We start from the raw sequence: 17751 nt of genomic DNA, 5'->3' as shown, positions 1-17751 counted from the left end.
AGGCGGGCCGCCGCGTCCGGAGCGTGCGACGATGGCCCGTGACCTCTTGCTCGTCATCGACCAGGGGACGACCAGCACCCGCGCCGTGGTCTATGACCGCACCCTGAAGCCGATCGGCCAGGGGCAGGTCGAAGTCCTCCCGAGCTATCCGAAGCCAGGCTGGGTCGAGCATGATGCCAAGGGCCTCTGGAACTCGGTCGGACCGGTCGTGACGCAGGCTCTTGGTGACGCGGGAGTTGAGGCGGATCGGGTCGCGGCCATCGGCCTGACCAACCAGCGCGAGACGACCATCCTCTGGGACCGCGGCGGCCAGCCCAAGGGGCCGGCGATCGTCTGGCAGGACCGGCGGACGGCCGAATTCTGCGAGCGGAACCGGGCCAGTCGACCCTGGATCTCCGAGCGCACCGGCCTGGTGCTCGACCCCTACTTCTCGGCCACCAAGATCGCCTGGCTGATGGAGCATACACCCGACGCCTCTCGCCTGGCCCGCGACGGCGACCTCCTGGCGGGCACCGTCGACAGCTACCTCATCTGGAACCTGACCGGCGGCGAGCGGCACGTCACCGACGTCACCAACGCCTCGCGCACCCTGCTGATGGACCTGATCCAGCTGCGTTGGGCCGCGGACCTCTGCGACTTCTTCGCCGTGCCTGCGGAAATATTGCCCGAGATCCTCCCCAGCGCGGGTGAATTTGGGCGAACCAGGGGTTTGGGGTTCCTGCCCGACGGCCTGCCGATCGCGGGGGTGGCCGGCGACCAGCAGGCGTCGCTGGCCGGCCAGGGGTGCCTGAAGGCGGGGCAAGCCAAGTGCACCTACGGCACGGGCGCGTTCCTGCTGGCCCACACCGGCGGCCGGGCCATTGCCTCCACGCGGGGCCTGGTCACCACGCTGGCGGCCACCCTGGGCGACGGCCCGCCCCAGTATGCGCTCGAGGGGAGCGTCTTCGTCGCGGGGGCCGCGGTGCAGTGGTTCCGAGACGGCCTGAAGGCCATCGGCGCCGCCCCCGAGATCGACGCCCTTTACGCTCACGCCGACCCCAACTCGGGCGTCCTCTTCGTCCCCGCCCTCACCGGTCTGGGGGCCCCGCACTGGGAGCCCGACGCCCGCGGCACGATCTTCGGCCTGACCCGCGCCACCTCGATCGCCGACCTCGCGAGAGCCACCATCGAGGGGGTCGCCTTCCAGGTGGCCGACCTCATCGACGCCATCAACGCCGACCTGCCGACCCCGCTGACCGACTTCCGCGTCGACGGCGGGATGGCCCGCTCCGATCCCTTCCTCCAGTTCCAGGCCGACCTCCTGGGCATCGCCCCCCGCCGCAGCCCCAACCCCGAATCCACCGCCCTGGGCGCCGCCCTGCTCGCCGGCCTCGGCATCAACCACTGGCCCACCACCGACCACGCCATCGCCCTGCTCGACGCCGAGGGCCAGACCTTCTCCCCGCGCAGGGACGAGGAATGGCGAGCCGCCACCCTCGCCGGCTGGCGCCGCGCCGTCGAGTCCGTCCGACGCCATTACCGGGGTGAGTAGAGCCCGCCCCGTGGCAATGTGTGCGCGATCGGGTCGGCCTCGTCTTCCTGCCTCACCAGGCCGGCGCGCGAGGACGCCTTCATTCGCCCGAATTGTCAAAGATCAAGGCATGTTCAACGAGCCAAACCGACGTTCAGGCGGCCGGGGCATCCAGAATGCGGATCAGTTCCGGGCGAATCGGCCGGGCCGGGACCATCGAGGGCCGTGACCGGCGTCGATCGGGCCTTGCAAGCGGTTTGACAGCCAGGCAACCCACGTTCAGGCCGGCGAGCGACCGGGCCAGGCGGCGAAAGAGGCCCGACAGGTGGCTTCGTTCCGCCAATCGGCCGGGGGTGGCCCGATGGGTTCGATCGGCGCGGAGCTTCGAGGCGGCGGGCTGAGTGGGGTTGGCTTGCGGCGCCTGATCGGTTCCGTGCTGGGACCGATCGGAACCGGGCGAGGTCGTGTCGGGATCGGTGCCTGGCCCGGGGTGATCGCCATGCGGGACCGGATCGGGGGCGCCCCAGACGGAGAAATCCGGGCGGGGCCGCTCGACGTAGTCGTGGGTCATCGTCGGGACGGGCGCCGGCTTCTGGCGACCCTTGTGCAGCATGTCCAGCGCCCACCGCTGGCGGCGGAAGCTGGCCGTCTCGTAGCGACGGAGTAGCACCAGCGTCGGGTCATCCACGGCGATCAGGCCCAGCGAAGTGGCCTCGCGCAGGTCGTCGTCGATGGCGTCGAGTGACTCTTCCTGGCGCAACGACAGACTTTCCAATTCGGACTCGACGAGTTCTCGAAGATAGATCGCCGCATCAACCCCCTCGGGGGCGTCGAGCGGGCTGTCCATCGCGCGAACCTCGGCCGCGACGCCCATCAGGTCAAGGGCCAGCGATTTCTGCTCGTCGCTCCACGACCCCTTCTTTTCGAGCACCTTGCCCAGCGCCCGCCAGCGGACACCCAGCCACTCGCAGCCCGCCGATGTGGTGGAGAGTCGCGACGCAACTTCGTCGGGACTGCCCGCCAGGGTCTTCCCCAGCTTCGCCGCCTCGGCCTTGCGCTCATCGAGCCAGCAAGCCCCGGCCCTGCGTGCGCGGACGTCACGCACCAATCGCTCCTCGATCCGGCAGCGATCGATCCGCACCCCTTCGATGGCGATCGTCTCGACCAGCCCCATCTCGAACGCGTTCATCGGCCGCAGCGACGAGACGAGCTGCTCGCCCAGCTCGCGGGCGGCCTGCGCCTCGCGCTCGGGGACGACCACGCCATTGCCCGAGAGCCCGTGGATCAGGCTATTCCGGCGCGACTGCGCCTTGCCCTCCTCGGTCTTCGGCCCGGTGCTGCGCATGGCGTTGCGGCGATTGGCGTCGATGCGCTTCTGGCTGACTTCGAGCTTGCCCATGATGCTGCGTCGCTTCCTGGGGTGCGGATTCGAGGGGGGTGCGAGTTCTCGCCGACGTCGGCGGAGTGGCCCAGCCCACGCGACATCGCGCGAGTGAGACGCCTCTATTGGAGAACTATCCTGAAAACGGGGCGTTCCCTCCCTAGAAAATGGACAAAATGGGAAAATTCTCCCGCCCGAGCGACAAAATGGCCTTCCCGTAGCAAACGGACAAAAACAACGCCAAGCCGGCCGAGTCCCAAAAACGCTCGTTTTTGAGACGATCGTAAATCGCCGTTCATAGTCGAGCCTTGCCGGATCTCGCGGCGGAGTGGGTCCGCTGCAGCGAGAGGTTAGGCGGTCTTCGTGAGCTTGAAGAGGCCGCGGGCGTTCTCCTCGAACACCGCCGGATGATCCGCCTCGTCGAATAACTGTCGCACGAAATGGGGGTACACATCCATGGGACTCAGCGGCCAATCCGTGCCATACAGGAACCGGTCTGGGCGTTCGGTAAACTCGATGGCGTGCCGCACCCGCTCGACCGTCCGCCTCAGGTAACCGGTCGAGGTGATCTTGGTGAAGTGGGCCGCATCGCCGACGAGTATGGCGCACACATCGGCCCAGACGTTATCGTTCTTGTAGATTACTTCCGCCGCGTCCATGCACCACGGATTGCCGAAGTGAGCCATGACGATCTTGACGCCAGGGTGTTCCACGGCCACCTCGTCGACCAGGAGCGGATGGGCATATTTGACCTTCGCCGCCCTCGACCAGTTGTCGCCGGTGTGGAAGATGAACGGCAAGTCGTACTTCGCGGCCAGCTCGAAGTAGGGTCGGTAGCCGGGGCTGTCCGGCCCATGATGAATGTACCCGAGGTAGCCCTTCAGAGCGACGACGAAACCGGCCTGAAGCTGGGCTTCGACACGTTGCAGGTGGTCGGTATCGACGCGAGTCGGATCGGCGATCCCGATCGCGCGTAACTCGGGCAGGGATTCCGCGATCGCCAGCGTCGACGCGACCCCCAGCGGATCCTCGGCTCGACCATTCAGGTGACCCATGCCCAGAAGCACCTCGGTGCCGGACCGCTGCATCTGCTCACGAAGCTCGGCCACCAGGGCTTCGATGGGGCCATCGTAGAGATCGGTCGTTGGCTTCACGCCAGGGATCTGCGGATGGACCGCGTGGATGTGCATGTCGATCATGGGGAGACACCCGACCGCCTAACCTAAATTCGACCGACTCCGGGCATGTCCAATCACGCCCTCGATCCGTATAGTCCCGCCCGACGGTCCCGAAATCCAGGACAAACCGTCCAGGGCGGGGACCAAGGTGGACCAATCCACGCGGGCCAGGCAGACATCCTCCCCGATCCGTCAGATTCCATCTCTAAACGAGCCCTCGCACTTTACCTTCGACGTAAGTCCTTTCGCGAGGGATAAAAATCCGTCGACCAGTCGAGGGGGATGACCCTTTTCCACTTTTCGAGGCTGATTTCGGGCCCATTTCTGCATCCTGGCCATGTGTCAAAAACGCCCCTTTTCGGTACTCCCTTCCGAAGCAGCTTGACCGGCCGCGGGAGGGCCAAAAACCCGTCCCTTGACCCGTCCCGGAATCAACGTCCCTGGCCGTCGTCCAGCCGCCGAGTTCCGGGACGGACCGCCCTTAGCGTTGTTTTTTGTCCGGTTACTACGGGATGGCCAACATGGCTCGCAACGGTGATTGACGGGCCTCATCGCTCCCGTTATATTTCCGATTAGCTATACAACCTCCAGGTGATCAACCGATGATGATCGCGAGCCTCGACACCACGTTCGCGGCCCTGGCCGACCCGACCCGTCGGGCGATCCTCGCCCGGCTGGCGAAGGGCGAGGCCACGGTCAACGAGCTGGTCTCGCCCTTCAAGCTGAGCCAACCCGCGATTTCCAAGCACCTGAAGGTGCTGGAGAAGGCGGGCCTGATCACCCGCGGCAGGGATGCGCAGAAGCGGCCGTGCCGCCTGGCGGCGCAGCCGCTGGCCGAAGCCAACGGATGGCTGGAAGATTACCGGAAGATCTGGGAGGCGAACTTCGACCGCCTCGACAGCCTGCTGGACGAGTTGAAGGCAGGGAAGAAACCCGAGTAACCCCGGAGGATGATGCCGATGCGAAATGCCCTGAAAGTCGCGACCCCGACCGATCGAGAGATCCTCATCACCCGCGAGTTCAACGCGCCCCGGGATCTGGTCTGGGACACGATGTCCAGGCCCGAATTGCTGAGGCGCTGGCTGACCGGCCCGCCGGGCTGGGAGATGACCGTCTGCGAGGAAGACGCGCGTGCCGGCGGGACGTTCCGCTGGGCCTGGAGCGGCCCGGACGGCGCCTTGATGTCGATGTCGGGCGTCTACCGCGAGGTCGTCCCGCCCGAGCGTAGCGTCCGCACCGAGGTCTTCGACACCGGCTGCGTCCCCGGGGGGGGCGAGCAACTGGCGACGCTCGTCCTCACCGACCTGGGCGACAGGACGGCCCTGACGATCACCCTGCTTTACGAGTCGAAAGAAGCCCGGGACGGGGCCGCCGCCTCCGGCATGGAGCAAGGGATGGCCGCCGGTTATGACCGGCTGGACGAGATCCTCGAAGAAGTCGCGGTCCGCTGATCCCGCCCCATCAAGGATGCCCCTGAACCCCTCGGCCGGGACGGAGACCCCCGCATGCTCGACGCGCCGCAGATCACGGAAACCGCCGACCAGCCGACCGCGATGATTCACCTGACCGTCGCCCGCTCGGAGATCCAGAACGTCATGGGCCCGGGCCTCGGCGAGATCATGGCCGCCCTCGACGCCCAGAAAATCAGCCCCGCCGGCCCCTGGTTCACGCACCACCTGCGGATGCCCACGGACACCTTCGACTTCGAGATCTGCGTCCCCGTCAATGCGACCATCGCCGCCACCGGCCGGGTCAAGCCAAGTCAATGGCCCGCGATGACGGTGGCCCGCGCCATCTACCAGGGGCCGTATGAAGGCCTGGGCGCCGCCTGGGGCGAGTTCAACGCCTGGGTCGCCGCCAGCGGCCACACGCCGGGTTCGGAGTTGTGGGAACGATACCTTAAAGGACCGGAATCGGGCCCCGATTCGGGTGAGTATCGCACGGAACTCAACCGGCCGCTGATCTGATCGAGGCCGACGATGGGTGGCGGACGACCACGGGAGAACCACTCCATGCCGGCAACGCCCGCCACCCATCTCTTCGTTCACCCGCTCATCAATGGCCGACCGGAAGGTCGAGGGCCGCCGGCTTGTCGTGGGTGCCCAGGCGGTCGATCATCGTCGAGCTGGCCTCATTCAGGCCGATCAGCTCGACCTCGACGCCTTTCTTGCGGAACTTCATCACGACCTTGTCGAGGGCGGCAATGGCCGAGATGTCCCAGAAGTGGGCGTGGGTGAACTCGATTTCCACCCGCTCCGCCGGGTCGTTGAAGTCGAAGCCGCGGATGAACGCGTGCGAGGAGACGAAGAAGAGCTGGCCGCTGACGTGGTAGATGCGCTTCAGGCCGCCGTCGAGGGATTCGGGGCGGACGTGGACGATCCGCTCGACCTTCATGGCGAAGAAGAGGGTGCTCAGCAGGACGCCGACCAGCACGCCCTTGGCCAGGTCGCGCGTGGCCACCGTCACCACCACCGTGGAGAGCATGACGACGCTGGAGCTTTTCGGGTGGACGACCAGGCTCTTCAGCGAGCCCCAGTTGAATGTGCCGATGGAAACCATGGTCATCACCGCGACCAAGGCGGCCATCGGGATGCGCCGCACGACGTCGCTGAGCACCAGGATCAGGAAGAGCAGGAACAGGCCCGCGAAAAGCGTGGAGAGGCGCTTCCGCCCGCCCGATTTGACGTTGATCACCGACTGGCCGATCATGGCGCAGCCGGCCATCCCGCCGAAGAGGCCGGCGACGATGTTGCCCGCTCCCTGCCCGGCGCACTCGCGGTTCTTGTCGCTGTACGTATCGGTCATGTCATCGACGATCGTCGCGGTCATCATCGACTCGAGCAGGCCGACCACGGCCAGCGTGCACGAGTAAGGGAGGATGAGTCTCAGGGTCTCGAAGGTGAGCGGGATCTTCGGCAGCAAGAAGGCCGGGAATTCGGTGGGCAACTGCCCCATGTCGCCGACCGTCCGCAGCGGCAGCCCGCTGACCAGCGCCACCAGGGTCAGGACGACGATGCAGACCAGGGCGGAGGGGACCGCCGTCGTCAGCCTGGGCAACAGATAGATGATCGCCAGGCCGGCGGCCACCATCGGGTAGACGTGCCAGGTGCCGCCCACCAGCTCGGGCACCTGGGCCATGAAGATCAGGATGGCCAGGGCGTTGACAAAGCCGGTGATGACCGAGCGCGAGACGAACCGGATCAGCGCTCCCAGCCGGAAGAAACCGGCCAGAACCTGGAGAAAGCCGGTGAGAATCGTCGCCGCCAGCAGGTATTCCAGCCCATGCGACTTCACCAGGTCGACCATCACCAGCGCCATCGCCCCGGTGGCCGCCGAGATCATGCCCGGCCTGCCGCCGAGGAACGCCGTCACCACGGCGATGCAGAAGGAGGCATAAAGCCCCACCTTGGGGTCGACCCCGGCGATGATCGAGAAGGCGATGGCCTCCGGGATCAGGGCCAGCGCCACGACCGTCCCGGCCAGCAGGTCGCCGCGCACGTTCGAAAACCACTCGGACCTGATCTTCTCAAGAAGTGCAGACATCAGTCTTCCTACAATGGATCGACGCCGCGCCTGTCTCCCGGCGGGAGGCGGGCGAGGACATCGGATGGGTGCGAACTCATTTGGGTTAAGCCCGCCGAAGCCCCGATCGAGGGACGGGGCGAGGGCGCAAGGACAATCCGGCAGGCGCCGCAGACCGCACAGTCACGGCGCGACAAGGCGCAGCGTGAATCGTCGGGCGATGCTCGGGGAGAGCATGCTCAGGGCGGCGTCGTGGTGCTGGAGTATGCCGGGATCATGAAGATGGGTGCTTCGAGGGAAGCGAACGGGGCGGGGATGAATGAACGTGAAGGTGTTCGGGGCGTGCGTCTCGATCGCACGCGGCCCGTCGCCCCGGAGACGGGGGCATCGCGACAAGTCTACAGAGGCGGGTCCGGCCGGACAACGCCAGTCCGACGCCGCCGAAGCCGGCCCATGGAACGGCTCTCGGGGCGGAAATGGGGCGAGGCTCGGCGGAGAAGCCCGCACCATCGGCCGCGTTTGGATCAGAAGAAGCCGGCGCCGATGTTGACGGTGAGGGCCAGGATGGTGGTGTTGAAGAAGAAGGCGACGATGCAGTGCAGGGTCGTGATCTTGCGCATCCGCTTGTCGGTGATGTTCACATCGGCGGTGGCGCAGGCGGTCCCGATGATGAACGAGTAGTACATGAAGTCCCAGTAATCGGGCGACTCGTCGCCGGGGAATTCCAGGCCCCCCTCCGGATCGGCGTAATACTCGTGGGCGTAATGCACCGCGAACATCGTGTGCAGGAAGGTCCAGGAGAGGAGCACGGTCACCCCGGCCAGCGCGATATGCCGCCAGCCTTCGTGGTTTTCCAGGCTCTTGGCCAGCGCCAGCTCGACCATGACGCCGACCAGGCTGACGACCGCCGTGATCGTGGTGAGCGCCAGGATCACCGCCTGACCTTCATCCTGCCGGGCGGCCCGGGCGCGGATCCGGTCGAAGTTCGAGCGGGCCATCATCGCCATCGCCAGCACGAGGTAGACGCCCGTCGAGCAATCCCAGGCCATCAGCAGGCGGGTCGAGTGCTCGCCGGGCAAGACGAACCAGAGCAGCACGCCCAGCAGCACGGCGGTGACCAACCGCGGCTGCGCCTTGATCTGCTTGACGACATCCGGCTTCATGGGGGCCTGATCCTCAACGATTCGACCGCCGCGGCCCGCCCAACTTACGCGACGCTCCCAGATTCCTCCATCTCAATCCCCCGAACGAAGGTGGATTGGTCATTCCTTGCGACGTGTTGCTGTCCTCGACGTCCGACCGTTTGCGTTATCCTTGACGTCGAGACAATGCACCCGACCGAATCTCGCGGCGCCCCATCGATCGGCCGGAGGGCATGATTGCCCCCTGCTCCTCGCGGTCGATGACGGGGGCGAGGCGAACTGATCGCCGGAGATTCGATCGTCGTCTCTCCCGAACTCTCCAGACCTTGGTCCGCCTTGCAAGGAGAACGCCCGATGAGCCTCCAGGGATCTCGCCCGTCCAGCCGCCGCTCGTTCCTCGGCTCCGCGACGATGGGCCTGGGCGCCGCCGCCTTCATGGTGCGCGGGGCCTTCGCCGATGAGTTGACTCGCACGCCCAGCCAGACCGAGGGGCCGTTCTACCCCAACAAGCTGCCGCTGGACACCGACAACGACCTGATCCTGATCAATGATCAGATCACACCGGCCGTGGGCGAGATCACGCACCTGTCGGGCCGACTGCTCGACCACAAGGGCGACCCGCTTCGCAACGTGCTCATCGAGATCTGGCAGGTCGACAACAACGGCGCCTACATCCACACCGAAGACCCGGCGCACAGCAAGCTCGACAAGAACTTCCAGGGCTACGGCAAGTTCCTCACCGGTTCAACCGGCGAATACTACTTCCGGACCATCAAGCCCGTCCCCTACACCGGCCGCGCCCCGCACATCCACGTCAAGCTGCGCAAGAACGGCAAGGAATTGCTGACGACTCAGTTCTACATCAAGGGACACGAGCAGAACCAGCGCGACGGGATCTTCCGGAGCCTCACCGATCCGAAGGCACGCGAACTGATCACCCCCGAGTTCACGCCGCTGCCGGGCTCGACCACCGGAGAGCTTGCGGCCAGGGTCGATGTCATCCTGGGCTTCACCCCCAAGGCCTGAGCCGAAACGCGAACGAGACCAAGACCCATGCTCAGGCGGACGGCCTGAACCGACGCGTCCTGACTTCCTTGTCAGCAACCCAGATTTCGACGCCCCGGCGACCCTCTCGATAGAGCGAGAGGGTCGCCGGGGCGTTCGGTCGTGGCGTCCCGTTGCCGCGGACGTACAATGTTGCCGCGAACGTCCCCCGGAGCGCGGGGCCTGGCGGGGCAGTCGGACTCCGATCCACGCCCGGCCTTTTCGACCCGGACGCCAGGCCCACGCCTCGAAAACCTTCTCCCGACAGGCTTTCCGCCATTTCGGCCCGGCCCCGGCCTCGGGGCCATCGGCGGCCGGTTGGGCGGACGGACCTTGTTGCCCACCTCTTTTGTTCCGCGGGACCGGCACGCCGGCTCGGCCGAACCCCCCGTCTCCCAGGAAAGGATCTGCATGCCTCGTTCCCTGGCCTTCTTCCTGATCGCCCTCTCCGCGACGGCCACGACGCCCTCAATGGCCCAGAACGCCGCCGACCTGCCCAAGCTCAAGGTCGAGGTCGCCTACCCCAAGCTGACCTTCGACCGGCCGGTCTCGCTGGAATTCCCCGACGGCGGCGGCGACCGCCTGTTCGTTGTCGAGCAGCACCAGGCCAAGGTCTGGTCGTTCGTCGACGACAAGGAGACCTCCGACAAGCAGCTCTTCCTCCAGCTGCCCGCTCCGATGAACCGGGGCAACGAAGAGGGCCTGCTCGGCCTGGCCTTCCACCCCAAATACGCCGAGAACGGCGAGTTCTTCGTCTACTACTCGGCCGACGACTCGGCGGACGGCCACAAGCGCCGGTCCGTGGTCTCGCGGTTCAAGGTCTCCAAGGACGACCCGACGAAGGCCGACCCGGCCAGCGAGCAGCGCATCTGGGTCTCGACGGATGACCCCTACGAGAACCACAACGGCGGCTGCATCCTGTTCGGGCCCGACGGCTTCCTGTACATCTCGCTGGGCGACGGCGGCGCGGCCGACGACCCCAACACCACCGGCCAGAACCCGGCCGACCACTACGGCTCGATCCTGCGGATCGACGTCGACCACCCCGCCGACGGCAAGCCCTACGGCATCCCCAAGGACAACCCCAAGCTCCGCGACCGCAAGTTCGCCGCCTGGGCCCCCGAGGTCTATTGCATCGGCCTGCGCAACGTCTGGAAGTTCAGCTTCGACCGCAACACCGGCGACCTCTGGGCCGGCGACGTGGGCCAGAACAAGTGGGAGATGGTCCACCTGATCGAGAACGGCGGCAACTACGGCTGGAGCATCAACGAGTCCTTCCACCCCTTCCGCCCCAAGCAAAAGCTCGACAAGGCCAGCCCCGTCTCCAAGCCCCTGGCCGAGTACCCCCACGACCTGAACCTGGCCAAGGGCCGCATCGACATCGGCCGGAGCATCACCGGCGGCTACGTCTACCGCGGCAAGGCCGTCCCCGCCCTGGATGGCGTCTACCTCTACGGAGACTTCGAGACCGGCCGCATCTGGGGACTGCGCCAGAAGAACCGCAAGGCGACCGCCTCCGGCGAGGTCATCAAGGTCGGCCCCACCCCCCTGAAGATCGCCTCCTTCGGCGAAGATCACGCCGGTGAAGTCCTCGTCCTGTCCTTCGATGGCAAGATCTACAAGTTTGCCGCCGAGTAAGCCTGAATCCAGATCCAAACAGGCCGGCCGGGCCTCCCGTCTCGGAGTGCCCGGCCGGCTTACGTTCGCGACCCTTCTCGGCGGCGACCGGCGATCTTGCCCGGGTAGGCCGACTACGCGACCATTTGGAGGGCAACGCCATGGCCGAGGGCTCGCAGGTGGAAGTGCGGATCGCCACGACCGCGGACGCGCATCGTGTCGCACACATCGGCGACGCCTCATTCCGGGAGACATTCGAGAAGTCGACGCCGCCGGCGGACATGGACCTCTATCTCCGGTCCACGTATACCGAATCGCACATTCGCGACGACATGTCCGAGCCCCGCGTGACTTATCTCGTCGCCGGCGTGCGTGGGGAGATGTTCGGCTTCGCCAAGGTCCGCGAATGCAGCGAGACCGCATGCGTCACCGCACGCCGCCCCATGGAGCTATGCCGCCTCTACGTGCTGGGCGAACACGCCGGGCGTGGAGTTGGCGCCGCTTTGATGGGCGCCTGCCTCGACCGTGCCGGGAGTACCGGCCACGACGTCGTGTGGCTGGGCGTGTGGCAGCACAATGATCGGGCCCGGCGATTTTACGAGCGATGGGGCTTTCGCAGGGTCGGCTCCCAGATCTTCGCGGTGGGATCCGACGATCAGTTGGACGATATTCTGGAACTGAAAATCGACGAGGGGCCGGGACATCGCTCCATCCGATAGCCCCGATCACGGAGATTGGCCTGGCGATCTTCCAATTCCTGATGCCTTGACGTCCCGAGGGGATTGAGCTCGCCGTTTTCCCGGTGATGAGAGTCGACTCTGCGGTCATTTTCGTCCGGGTCGGCCATCAAGGATGTGGAGCGGGCTGGGTTTGCGGTGGCCCGCGTTGTGGTGGAAGAACCCGAGGATTGCTAAGATGGTCCGTTGAGTCGACGGGCGGCCACTCGGGGCTCGTCGCGGCCCGAACAGTCTGGCGAAGGGACGATTCAAGCATGGCGACGGCGGCCGATCAGCGGCGGGGGGTCCTGCTCAGGGACGTGGATAATGTGGCGGTCGCCGCCCGGCCGATTCCCAAGGGGTTCCTGCTCGATGTGGGCGCGGGGGGTGACCCCGTTGAAATTCGCGAGCCGATCGCGCTGGGGCACAAGGTGGCCGTGGTCGACATTCCCGAGGGGATGCCGGTCCTGAAGTATGGCCAGATCATCGGGTTCGCCTCGAAGCCGATCCCGGCCGGCGCCTGGGTCCACGTCCATAACGTCAAGGCCGACCTGTTCGAGCGCGACTACGCCTACGCCACCGAGCATCCGCCGATTCCCCCGGCCGGCCTGCCTCGCACGTTCCCCGGCTACCTTCGGGCCGACGGCCGCGTGGGCACTCGCAACTACATCGCCGTGATCAGCACGGTGAACTGCTCGGCCAGCACGTCGAGGCTCGTCGCCGACCGCTTCCGCGAGTCGGACTTCCGCCGCGACTATCCGAATGTCGACGGCGTCTTCGCCATCACCCACAAGGGGGGATGCGGGCTGCCATTCGACAGCGTCGACCACAAGAGCCTGGAACGGGTGCTCGCCGGGATCGCCAACCATCCCAACGTGGCCGCCTATGTCCTGGTCGGCCTGGGTTGCGAGGTCAGCTTCGCCCAGCACATCGTCGAGACCCAGCACCTGATCGCCCGTCCCGGCGTCGGCGGACACACGAAGGCCGCTCCGGCGGGCCCGCCGCGGATGATCAACATCCAGGACCAGGGAGGTGTCGGCCGCACGGTCGACGCCACCGTCGAGGCCGTCCGCCAGCTCCTGCCGACGGCCAACGGCTGGACCCGCACCGAGCAGCCCGCCTCGAAGATCTGCCTCGCCCTGGAATGCGGCGGCTCCGACGGCAACTCGGGTGTGACGGCCAACCCCGCGCTCGGCATCGCCACCGACATGCTCATCGCGCAAGGGGGCTCGGCCGTGCTGGGCGAGACCACCGAGATTTACGGCGCCGAGCACCTCCTCACCCGCCGCGCCGTGACCCGGGCCGTGGGCGAGAAGCTGGTCGAACGGATCAAGTGGTGGGAGTGGTACACCGGCGTTTTCGGCGCCGAGATCAACAACAACCCCTCGCCGGGCAACAAGAACGGCGGCCTGACGACCATTTACGAGAAGTCGTTGGGCGCGCTGGCCAAGGCGGGCTCGACCCCGCTGGTCGACGTCGTCGGCTTCGCCGAGCAGGTGGACAAGCCCGGCCTGACCTTCATGGACACGCCCGGCTTCGACCCCACCTGCACGACCGGCCTGGTCGCCGGCGGGGCCAACGTGCTGGTCTTCACCACCGGCCGCGGCAGCGTGCTGGGCCTGCGCCCCACCCCCTGCGTGAAGGTGGCCACAAACACCCCCATGTATGAGCGGATGTCCGACGACATGGACATGGATGCCGGCCCGATCCTGGAAGGCGAGCCGATCGAGTCGGCCGGCCGCCGGATGTTCGAGTTGATCCTGGATGTCGCCGGCGGCAAGGCGACCAAGAGCGAGGCCCACGGCATCGGCGAGGAGGAGTTCTCCCCCTGGCACATCGGCCCGACCCTCTGATGCCCGCCCGCTCACGCCGCGATGGATCGAGCACCAGGCGCCCGGGGGCACCTCGATGAGCACGCCCCCGCGCTGCCCGGTCTGGATCTGGGTGGCGCTCGCCGCCCTGGTCGTACTGGAACTCGCCTGGTTCGCCCATTTCTGGGCCGAGCCGCTGCCCAACTCGGGCAGCGGCAGCGGGCCGCGCCTCACCCGGTCGCAGCTCCTCTGGCGGTCGATTCCCGGCCTTGTCCCGGGTATCCGCAATGACCGGGCCCTGCTCCCGCAGGCCGCCCGCGAGCTGTCCCACTGGCAGAACCTCCCCCAGCGCCTGCCGCCGATGCTGGCCGCCGCCGCCATCGCCGGCGCGGCGCTGGCGCTGGGCCACCTCGCCCTGCGTGTGCTCGGCCTGCGCGGGCAACTGACGCGGCAGGAACGGCTGGCGCTGGGCGGCGGCGTGGGCGCGAGCCTGCTGGGCGGCCTCACGCTCGTCACCGGCCGCGCGGGGCTGCTCACCCCCTGGTCGGTGCGGTTGGCCTTGTTCTCCCTGATTGCCGGCGGAATCGCCTCGCGCCTGACGATCCGCGATCAGGCCGACGGCGAACCCTGCCCGCGCACCCCTCGGGCGGCACTGCTGCTGGCCGCGCCGTTCCTGGTCATCATGGCGCTGGGGTCGATGCTGCCGACGATCGACTTCGACGCCATCGAATATCACCTGCAAGGGCCCAAGGAATACTTCCTGGAGGGCCGCATCGCGTTCCTGCCGCATAATGTTTATACGAGCATGCCGTTCAACGTCGAGATGCTCCACCTGCTGGGGATGGAAGCCCTGGACGACTGGTGGTGGGGGGCGCTCGCCGGCCAGTTGCTCGTCGCCTCGTATGCCCCGCTGACCGCCCTGATCCTAGCCGCCACCGCCGCGCGGTGGGGATCTCCACGCGCCGGCTGGGTCGCTGGAATCGTCTATCTTTCGACCCCCTGGATCTACCGGCTCGCCGTGATCCCATACGTCGAAGGGCCCCTCTGCTTCTATCACGCGGCGCTCGCCTTCGCGGCCGGCCGCGCCTGGTCGACCGCTCCGGCGGATCGCCCGCGGTGGTGGACGCTCGTCGGGCTGCTGGCCGGCGGCGCGATGGCCTGCAAGTACACCGGGTTCGTCTCGGCCGTGGTCCCGTTCGCGGTTGTCGCCCTGGCCGACGCGATCCGGCGCAAGGATCCGAAGATTGTCCTGCGGTTCGCGGTCGGCTTCGGGCTGGTGATGGCCCCCTGGCTGGCTAAGAACGTGATGGACACCGGCAACCCCGTCTATCCGCTGGCCTCGAGCCTCTTCCCCACCCGGCACTGGACCGCCGAGCAGGCCGCCAAGTGGGCCCCCGCGCACGGGCCCAAGCCCATCCAGGTGCGTGCCTTCGTGGATTCAGTCCTCGATGTCGCCGGCCGGTCCGACTGGCAGTCCCCCCTGTTCGTCGCGCTGGCCCCCCTCGCGTTCGTGCGCCGGGGACACCGGCGGGTCGCGCTCGCCCTGTCCGCTTATGCGGCGTATGTTTTCCTGTCGTGGTGGCTGTTCACGCACCGACTCGACCGCTTCTGGCTGCCGATCCTGCCGACCCTCGCCGTGCTGGCCGGACTGGGCGCCGACGCCCTGACCGGCAAGGTCGGGACGATGGTCCTCGCCGCGATCCTGGCCGCCGGAATCGCCAGCAACGCCGTGCAGTGCACCACCTCGCTGACCGGCCTCAACGAGTGGACGGCCGACCTGACCGACCTCCGGACCCGCGTCCCCAGGCTCCTCAACGCGCCGCTGGCGCGGCTCGACGCCGAACTGCCTCCCGGCGCCGTCCCCCTGCTCGTCGGCCAGGCCGCGGTCTTCCACCTGAACCATCGGGCCGTCTACAACACCGTCTTCAACCCCGAGATCCTCGAGACCCTCACCCGCGACCAGCCGACGGAGTCGATCCGCGCCAGCCTCGCAGACCGGGGCATCACCCACGTCTACGTCGACTGGCACGAGATCGAACGCTACCGATCTCCGGGCAATTACGGCTTCACCTCTTACGTCCAGCCCGAAGTCTTCGCCCGACTGATCGCGCAGGGAATCCTCGGGCCTCCCACCGCATTCGGCTCGCAGCAGGACCTGTACGCCGTCGTTCGTTGATCTCAGCGGCGGGCCGCGGACTTGCCGAACGCCCTGGGGTCCGTCGTATCGGGCACCTTCAACTCGGCACGCAGGCGGGCGAGCTCGCGCTTCAGGTCGGCCACGACCTCGGCGTGCGCAGGGTCGTTGAGGACGTCCTTCAGCTCGGCCGGGTCGGTCTTCAGGTCGAAGAGCTCATAGGCCTCAAGGTCGGGGCCGTTGAAGTGGATGAGCTTGTATCGGTCGGTGACGACCCCCTCGTGCGGGCGGACGTGGTGGGGCTGGGGGTACTCGTAATAGGCGTAATAGAAGCTCTTGCGCCAGTCGGCGGGAGCCTCTCCCTTGAGGAGGGGGACCAGGCTCTTGCCCTGCATGTCGGCCGGGATGGGCAGGCCGGCGGCGTCGAGGAAGGTCTGGGCGAAGTCGACGTTGGAGACGAGGTGCGCGTCCGCGATGCCCTGCTTGGCCACGCCCGGCCAGCGGACGATGAGCGGGGTTCGCAGCGACTCTTCGAAGATCCAGCGCTTGTCGAACCAGCCGTGCTCACCCAGGTAGAACCCCTGGTCCGAGGCATACACCACGATCGTATTGTCGTCGAGGCCCTCGGCGTTCAAGGTGTCGAGCACCCGGCCGACCGACTCGTCGACGGCCTTCACGGTGCCGAGATAGTCGTGCATGTAGCGCTGATATTTCCAGCGGGTCAGGTCGTCGCCCGCGAGCTTCTTCTTGGCGAACTCGGCGTTGCGCGGGGCGTAGTAGGCGTCCCAGGCCTTGCGCTGCTCGGGGTCGAGGCGGGCCGGGGTGTCGAGCTTCAGGTCATGGGGGGTCATGGTTTTGGCGATCGTCATGTCCTGATCATGCTCGGCGACGCCACGCCCCTTGTAGTCGTCGAACAGGGTGGCGGGCTCGGGATAGACGCGGTCGGCGTCGTGGCCCAGGTGGCGGAGGGCGGGCGACCACTCTCGGTGGGGGGCCTTGTGCTGGAGCATCAGCAGGAACGGCTTCGTCTTGTCTCGCCCCTTCAGCCAGCCGATCGCGTCGTCGGTGACGAGGTCGGTGGCGTATCCGTGACGCTCGACCTTCGTTCCGTTGTGGATCATCGGCGGGTTGTAGTACGCCCCCTGCCCCGGCAGGATGAACCACTCGTCGAACCCGGTGGGGTCGGAAACCAGGTGCCACTTGCCGAACAGGGCCGTCTGGTAGCCGGCCCCCTTCAGCATCTTCGGGAACGTGGGCTGGCCGCCGTCGAATCGGCTGTTGTTATTGTTGTAGAAACCGTTCAGGTGGGAATATTTGCCCGTCAGCACCGTCGCCCGGCTCGGCCCGCAGATCGAGTTGGGCACCAGGCAGCGGTCGAACCGGACGCCCCCCTTCGCCAGCCGGTCGAAGTTGGGCGTCTCCAGCAGCCTCCGGGAGTCGCCATACGCCGAGATCGCCTGATAGGCGTGGTCGTCGCTGAAGATGAAGACGATGTTCGGCCGCGACGCCTCGGCCCCCTCGGCACGCTCGACCCCGCCGCCCAGCGCGGCCAGCAGTCCGGCGAACAGGGCGGTCGTCCGCGTCATGGCCCCGTCGATGCGTTGATTGCTCAAGAGCGTACCCCCCGGATCATCGGGCCGCATGCACCGGCCAGGCGCGACGATCGACCTGACTCGACTCGAAACATCCGCTTCCC

General features: G+C 67.1%; 14 protein-coding genes. 9 read left to right on the top strand and 5 right to left on the bottom strand.

What is annotated here, in order from left to right; translation table 11 throughout:
- Positions 1–31: 31 nt before the first annotated feature.
- Positions 32–1531, top strand: a complete 1500-nt coding sequence (gene glpK, locus EP7_RS13915; protein WP_463521645.1) for a glycerol kinase GlpK — start codon at positions 32–34, stop codon at positions 1529–1531.
- Positions 1532–1664: 133 nt separating this feature from the next.
- Here the strand turns inward: glpK and EP7_RS13910 are convergent, their stop codons facing one another.
- The gene (locus EP7_RS13910) at positions 1665–2909 is read right to left on the bottom strand and encodes a hypothetical protein (protein ID WP_463521643.1); all 1245 of its coding nucleotides are present in this window, start codon (positions 2907–2909) and stop codon (positions 1665–1667) included.
- 332 nt (positions 2910–3241) lie between these two features.
- The gene (locus EP7_RS13905) at positions 3242–4090 is read right to left on the bottom strand and encodes an amidohydrolase family protein (protein ID WP_463521641.1); all 849 of its coding nucleotides are present in this window, start codon (positions 4088–4090) and stop codon (positions 3242–3244) included.
- 581 nt (positions 4091–4671) lie between these two features.
- Here EP7_RS13905 and EP7_RS13900 point away from each other — a divergent pair.
- The 3 genes from EP7_RS13900 to EP7_RS13890 are packed head-to-tail and all read left to right on the top strand — an operon-like array spanning position 4672 to position 6036.
- The gene (locus tag EP7_RS13900) at positions 4672–5010 is read left to right on the top strand and encodes an ArsR/SmtB family transcription factor (RefSeq protein ID WP_463521639.1); all 339 of its coding nucleotides are present in this window, start codon (positions 4672–4674) and stop codon (positions 5008–5010) included.
- Between the two features lie 18 nt (positions 5011–5028).
- On the top strand, positions 5029–5520 hold the full coding sequence (locus EP7_RS13895; protein ID WP_463521637.1) for an SRPBCC family protein: 492 nt from the start codon (positions 5029–5031) through the stop codon (positions 5518–5520).
- Between the two features lie 54 nt (positions 5521–5574).
- On the top strand, positions 5575–6036 hold the full coding sequence (locus tag EP7_RS13890) for a GyrI-like domain-containing protein (RefSeq protein ID WP_463521635.1): 462 nt from the start codon (positions 5575–5577) through the stop codon (positions 6034–6036).
- 88 nt (positions 6037–6124) lie between these two features.
- On the opposite strand, the gene EP7_RS13885 is transcribed toward EP7_RS13890, so the two are convergent.
- Positions 6125–7612: a SulP family inorganic anion transporter gene (locus EP7_RS13885; RefSeq protein ID WP_463521633.1), complete on the bottom strand. Its 1488-nt coding sequence runs from the start codon at positions 7610–7612 to the stop codon at positions 6125–6127.
- A 503-nt stretch (positions 7613–8115) separates the two neighbouring features.
- Positions 8116–8754 carry a DUF1345 domain-containing protein gene (locus tag EP7_RS13880; protein ID WP_463521631.1) on the bottom strand — a complete coding sequence of 213 codons (639 nt, stop codon included), beginning with the start codon at positions 8752–8754 and terminating at the stop codon, positions 8116–8118.
- A gap of 333 nt (positions 8755–9087) precedes the next feature.
- Between EP7_RS13880 and EP7_RS13875 the strand changes: the two genes are divergently transcribed.
- The 5 genes from EP7_RS13875 (at position 9088) to EP7_RS13855 (ending at position 16097) form a co-directional block, all read left to right on the top strand.
- Entirely contained in the window at positions 9088–9759 is a 672-nt protein-coding gene (locus EP7_RS13875) for a dioxygenase family protein (protein ID WP_463521629.1), read from the top strand.
- A 429-nt stretch (positions 9760–10188) separates the two neighbouring features.
- A complete protein-coding gene (locus tag EP7_RS13870; RefSeq protein WP_463521627.1) occupies positions 10189–11415 on the top strand; it encodes a PQQ-dependent sugar dehydrogenase in 1227 nt (408 codons plus the stop codon).
- Positions 11416–11555: 140 nt separating this feature from the next.
- A complete protein-coding gene (locus EP7_RS13865; protein WP_463521625.1) occupies positions 11556–12113 on the top strand; it encodes a GNAT family N-acetyltransferase in 558 nt (185 codons plus the stop codon).
- A 272-nt stretch (positions 12114–12385) separates the two neighbouring features.
- The gene (locus tag EP7_RS13860) at positions 12386–13963 is read left to right on the top strand and encodes a UxaA family hydrolase (RefSeq protein WP_463521623.1); all 1578 of its coding nucleotides are present in this window, start codon (positions 12386–12388) and stop codon (positions 13961–13963) included.
- 55 nt (positions 13964–14018) lie between these two features.
- Positions 14019–16097 (top strand): glycosyltransferase family 39 protein, encoded by a 2079-nt coding sequence (locus EP7_RS13855; RefSeq protein ID WP_463521621.1) that lies wholly within the window; start codon positions 14019–14021, stop codon positions 16095–16097.
- A gap of 2 nt (positions 16098–16099) precedes the next feature.
- Here the strand turns inward: EP7_RS13855 and EP7_RS13850 are convergent, their stop codons facing one another.
- Entirely contained in the window at positions 16100–17641 is a 1542-nt protein-coding gene (locus EP7_RS13850; protein ID WP_463528422.1) for a sulfatase family protein, read from the bottom strand.
- Positions 17642–17751 lie beyond the last annotated feature (110 nt).

This window comes from Isosphaeraceae bacterium EP7 (assembly GCA_038400315.1).
In the GTDB taxonomy this organism is placed as follows: domain Bacteria; phylum Planctomycetota; class Planctomycetia; order Isosphaerales; family Isosphaeraceae; genus EP7.
This window is presented reverse-complemented; position numbering and strand designations above follow the sequence as displayed.

Coding starts and splice junctions, on each gene's coding strand:
- EP7_RS13860 (WP_463521623.1), top strand. CDS start 12,386: ATGGCGACGGCGGCCGATCAGCGGCGGGGGGTCCTGCTCAGGGACGTG.
- EP7_RS13900 (WP_463521639.1), top strand. CDS start 4,672: ATGATGATCGCGAGCCTCGACACCACGTTCGCGGCCCTGGCCGACCCG.
- EP7_RS13855 (WP_463521621.1), top strand. CDS start 14,019: ATGAGCACGCCCCCGCGCTGCCCGGTCTGGATCTGGGTGGCGCTCGCC.
- glpK (WP_463521645.1), top strand. CDS start 32: ATGGCCCGTGACCTCTTGCTCGTCATCGACCAGGGGACGACCAGCACC.
- EP7_RS13875 (WP_463521629.1), top strand. CDS start 9,088: ATGAGCCTCCAGGGATCTCGCCCGTCCAGCCGCCGCTCGTTCCTCGGC.
- EP7_RS13895 (WP_463521637.1), top strand. CDS start 5,029: ATGCGAAATGCCCTGAAAGTCGCGACCCCGACCGATCGAGAGATCCTC.
- EP7_RS13865 (WP_463521625.1), top strand. CDS start 11,556: ATGGCCGAGGGCTCGCAGGTGGAAGTGCGGATCGCCACGACCGCGGAC.
- EP7_RS13905 (WP_463521641.1), bottom strand. CDS start 4,090: ATGATCGACATGCACATCCACGCGGTCCATCCGCAGATCCCTGGCGTG.
- EP7_RS13870 (WP_463521627.1), top strand. CDS start 10,189: ATGCCTCGTTCCCTGGCCTTCTTCCTGATCGCCCTCTCCGCGACGGCC.
- EP7_RS13880 (WP_463521631.1), bottom strand. CDS start 8,754: ATGAAGCCGGATGTCGTCAAGCAGATCAAGGCGCAGCCGCGGTTGGTC.
- EP7_RS13885 (WP_463521633.1), bottom strand. CDS start 7,612: ATGTCTGCACTTCTTGAGAAGATCAGGTCCGAGTGGTTTTCGAACGTG.
- EP7_RS13890 (WP_463521635.1), top strand. CDS start 5,575: ATGCTCGACGCGCCGCAGATCACGGAAACCGCCGACCAGCCGACCGCG.
- EP7_RS13850 (WP_463528422.1), bottom strand. CDS start 17,641: ATGACGCGGACGACCGCCCTGTTCGCCGGACTGCTGGCCGCGCTGGGC.
- EP7_RS13910 (WP_463521643.1), bottom strand. CDS start 2,909: ATGGGCAAGCTCGAAGTCAGCCAGAAGCGCATCGACGCCAATCGCCGC.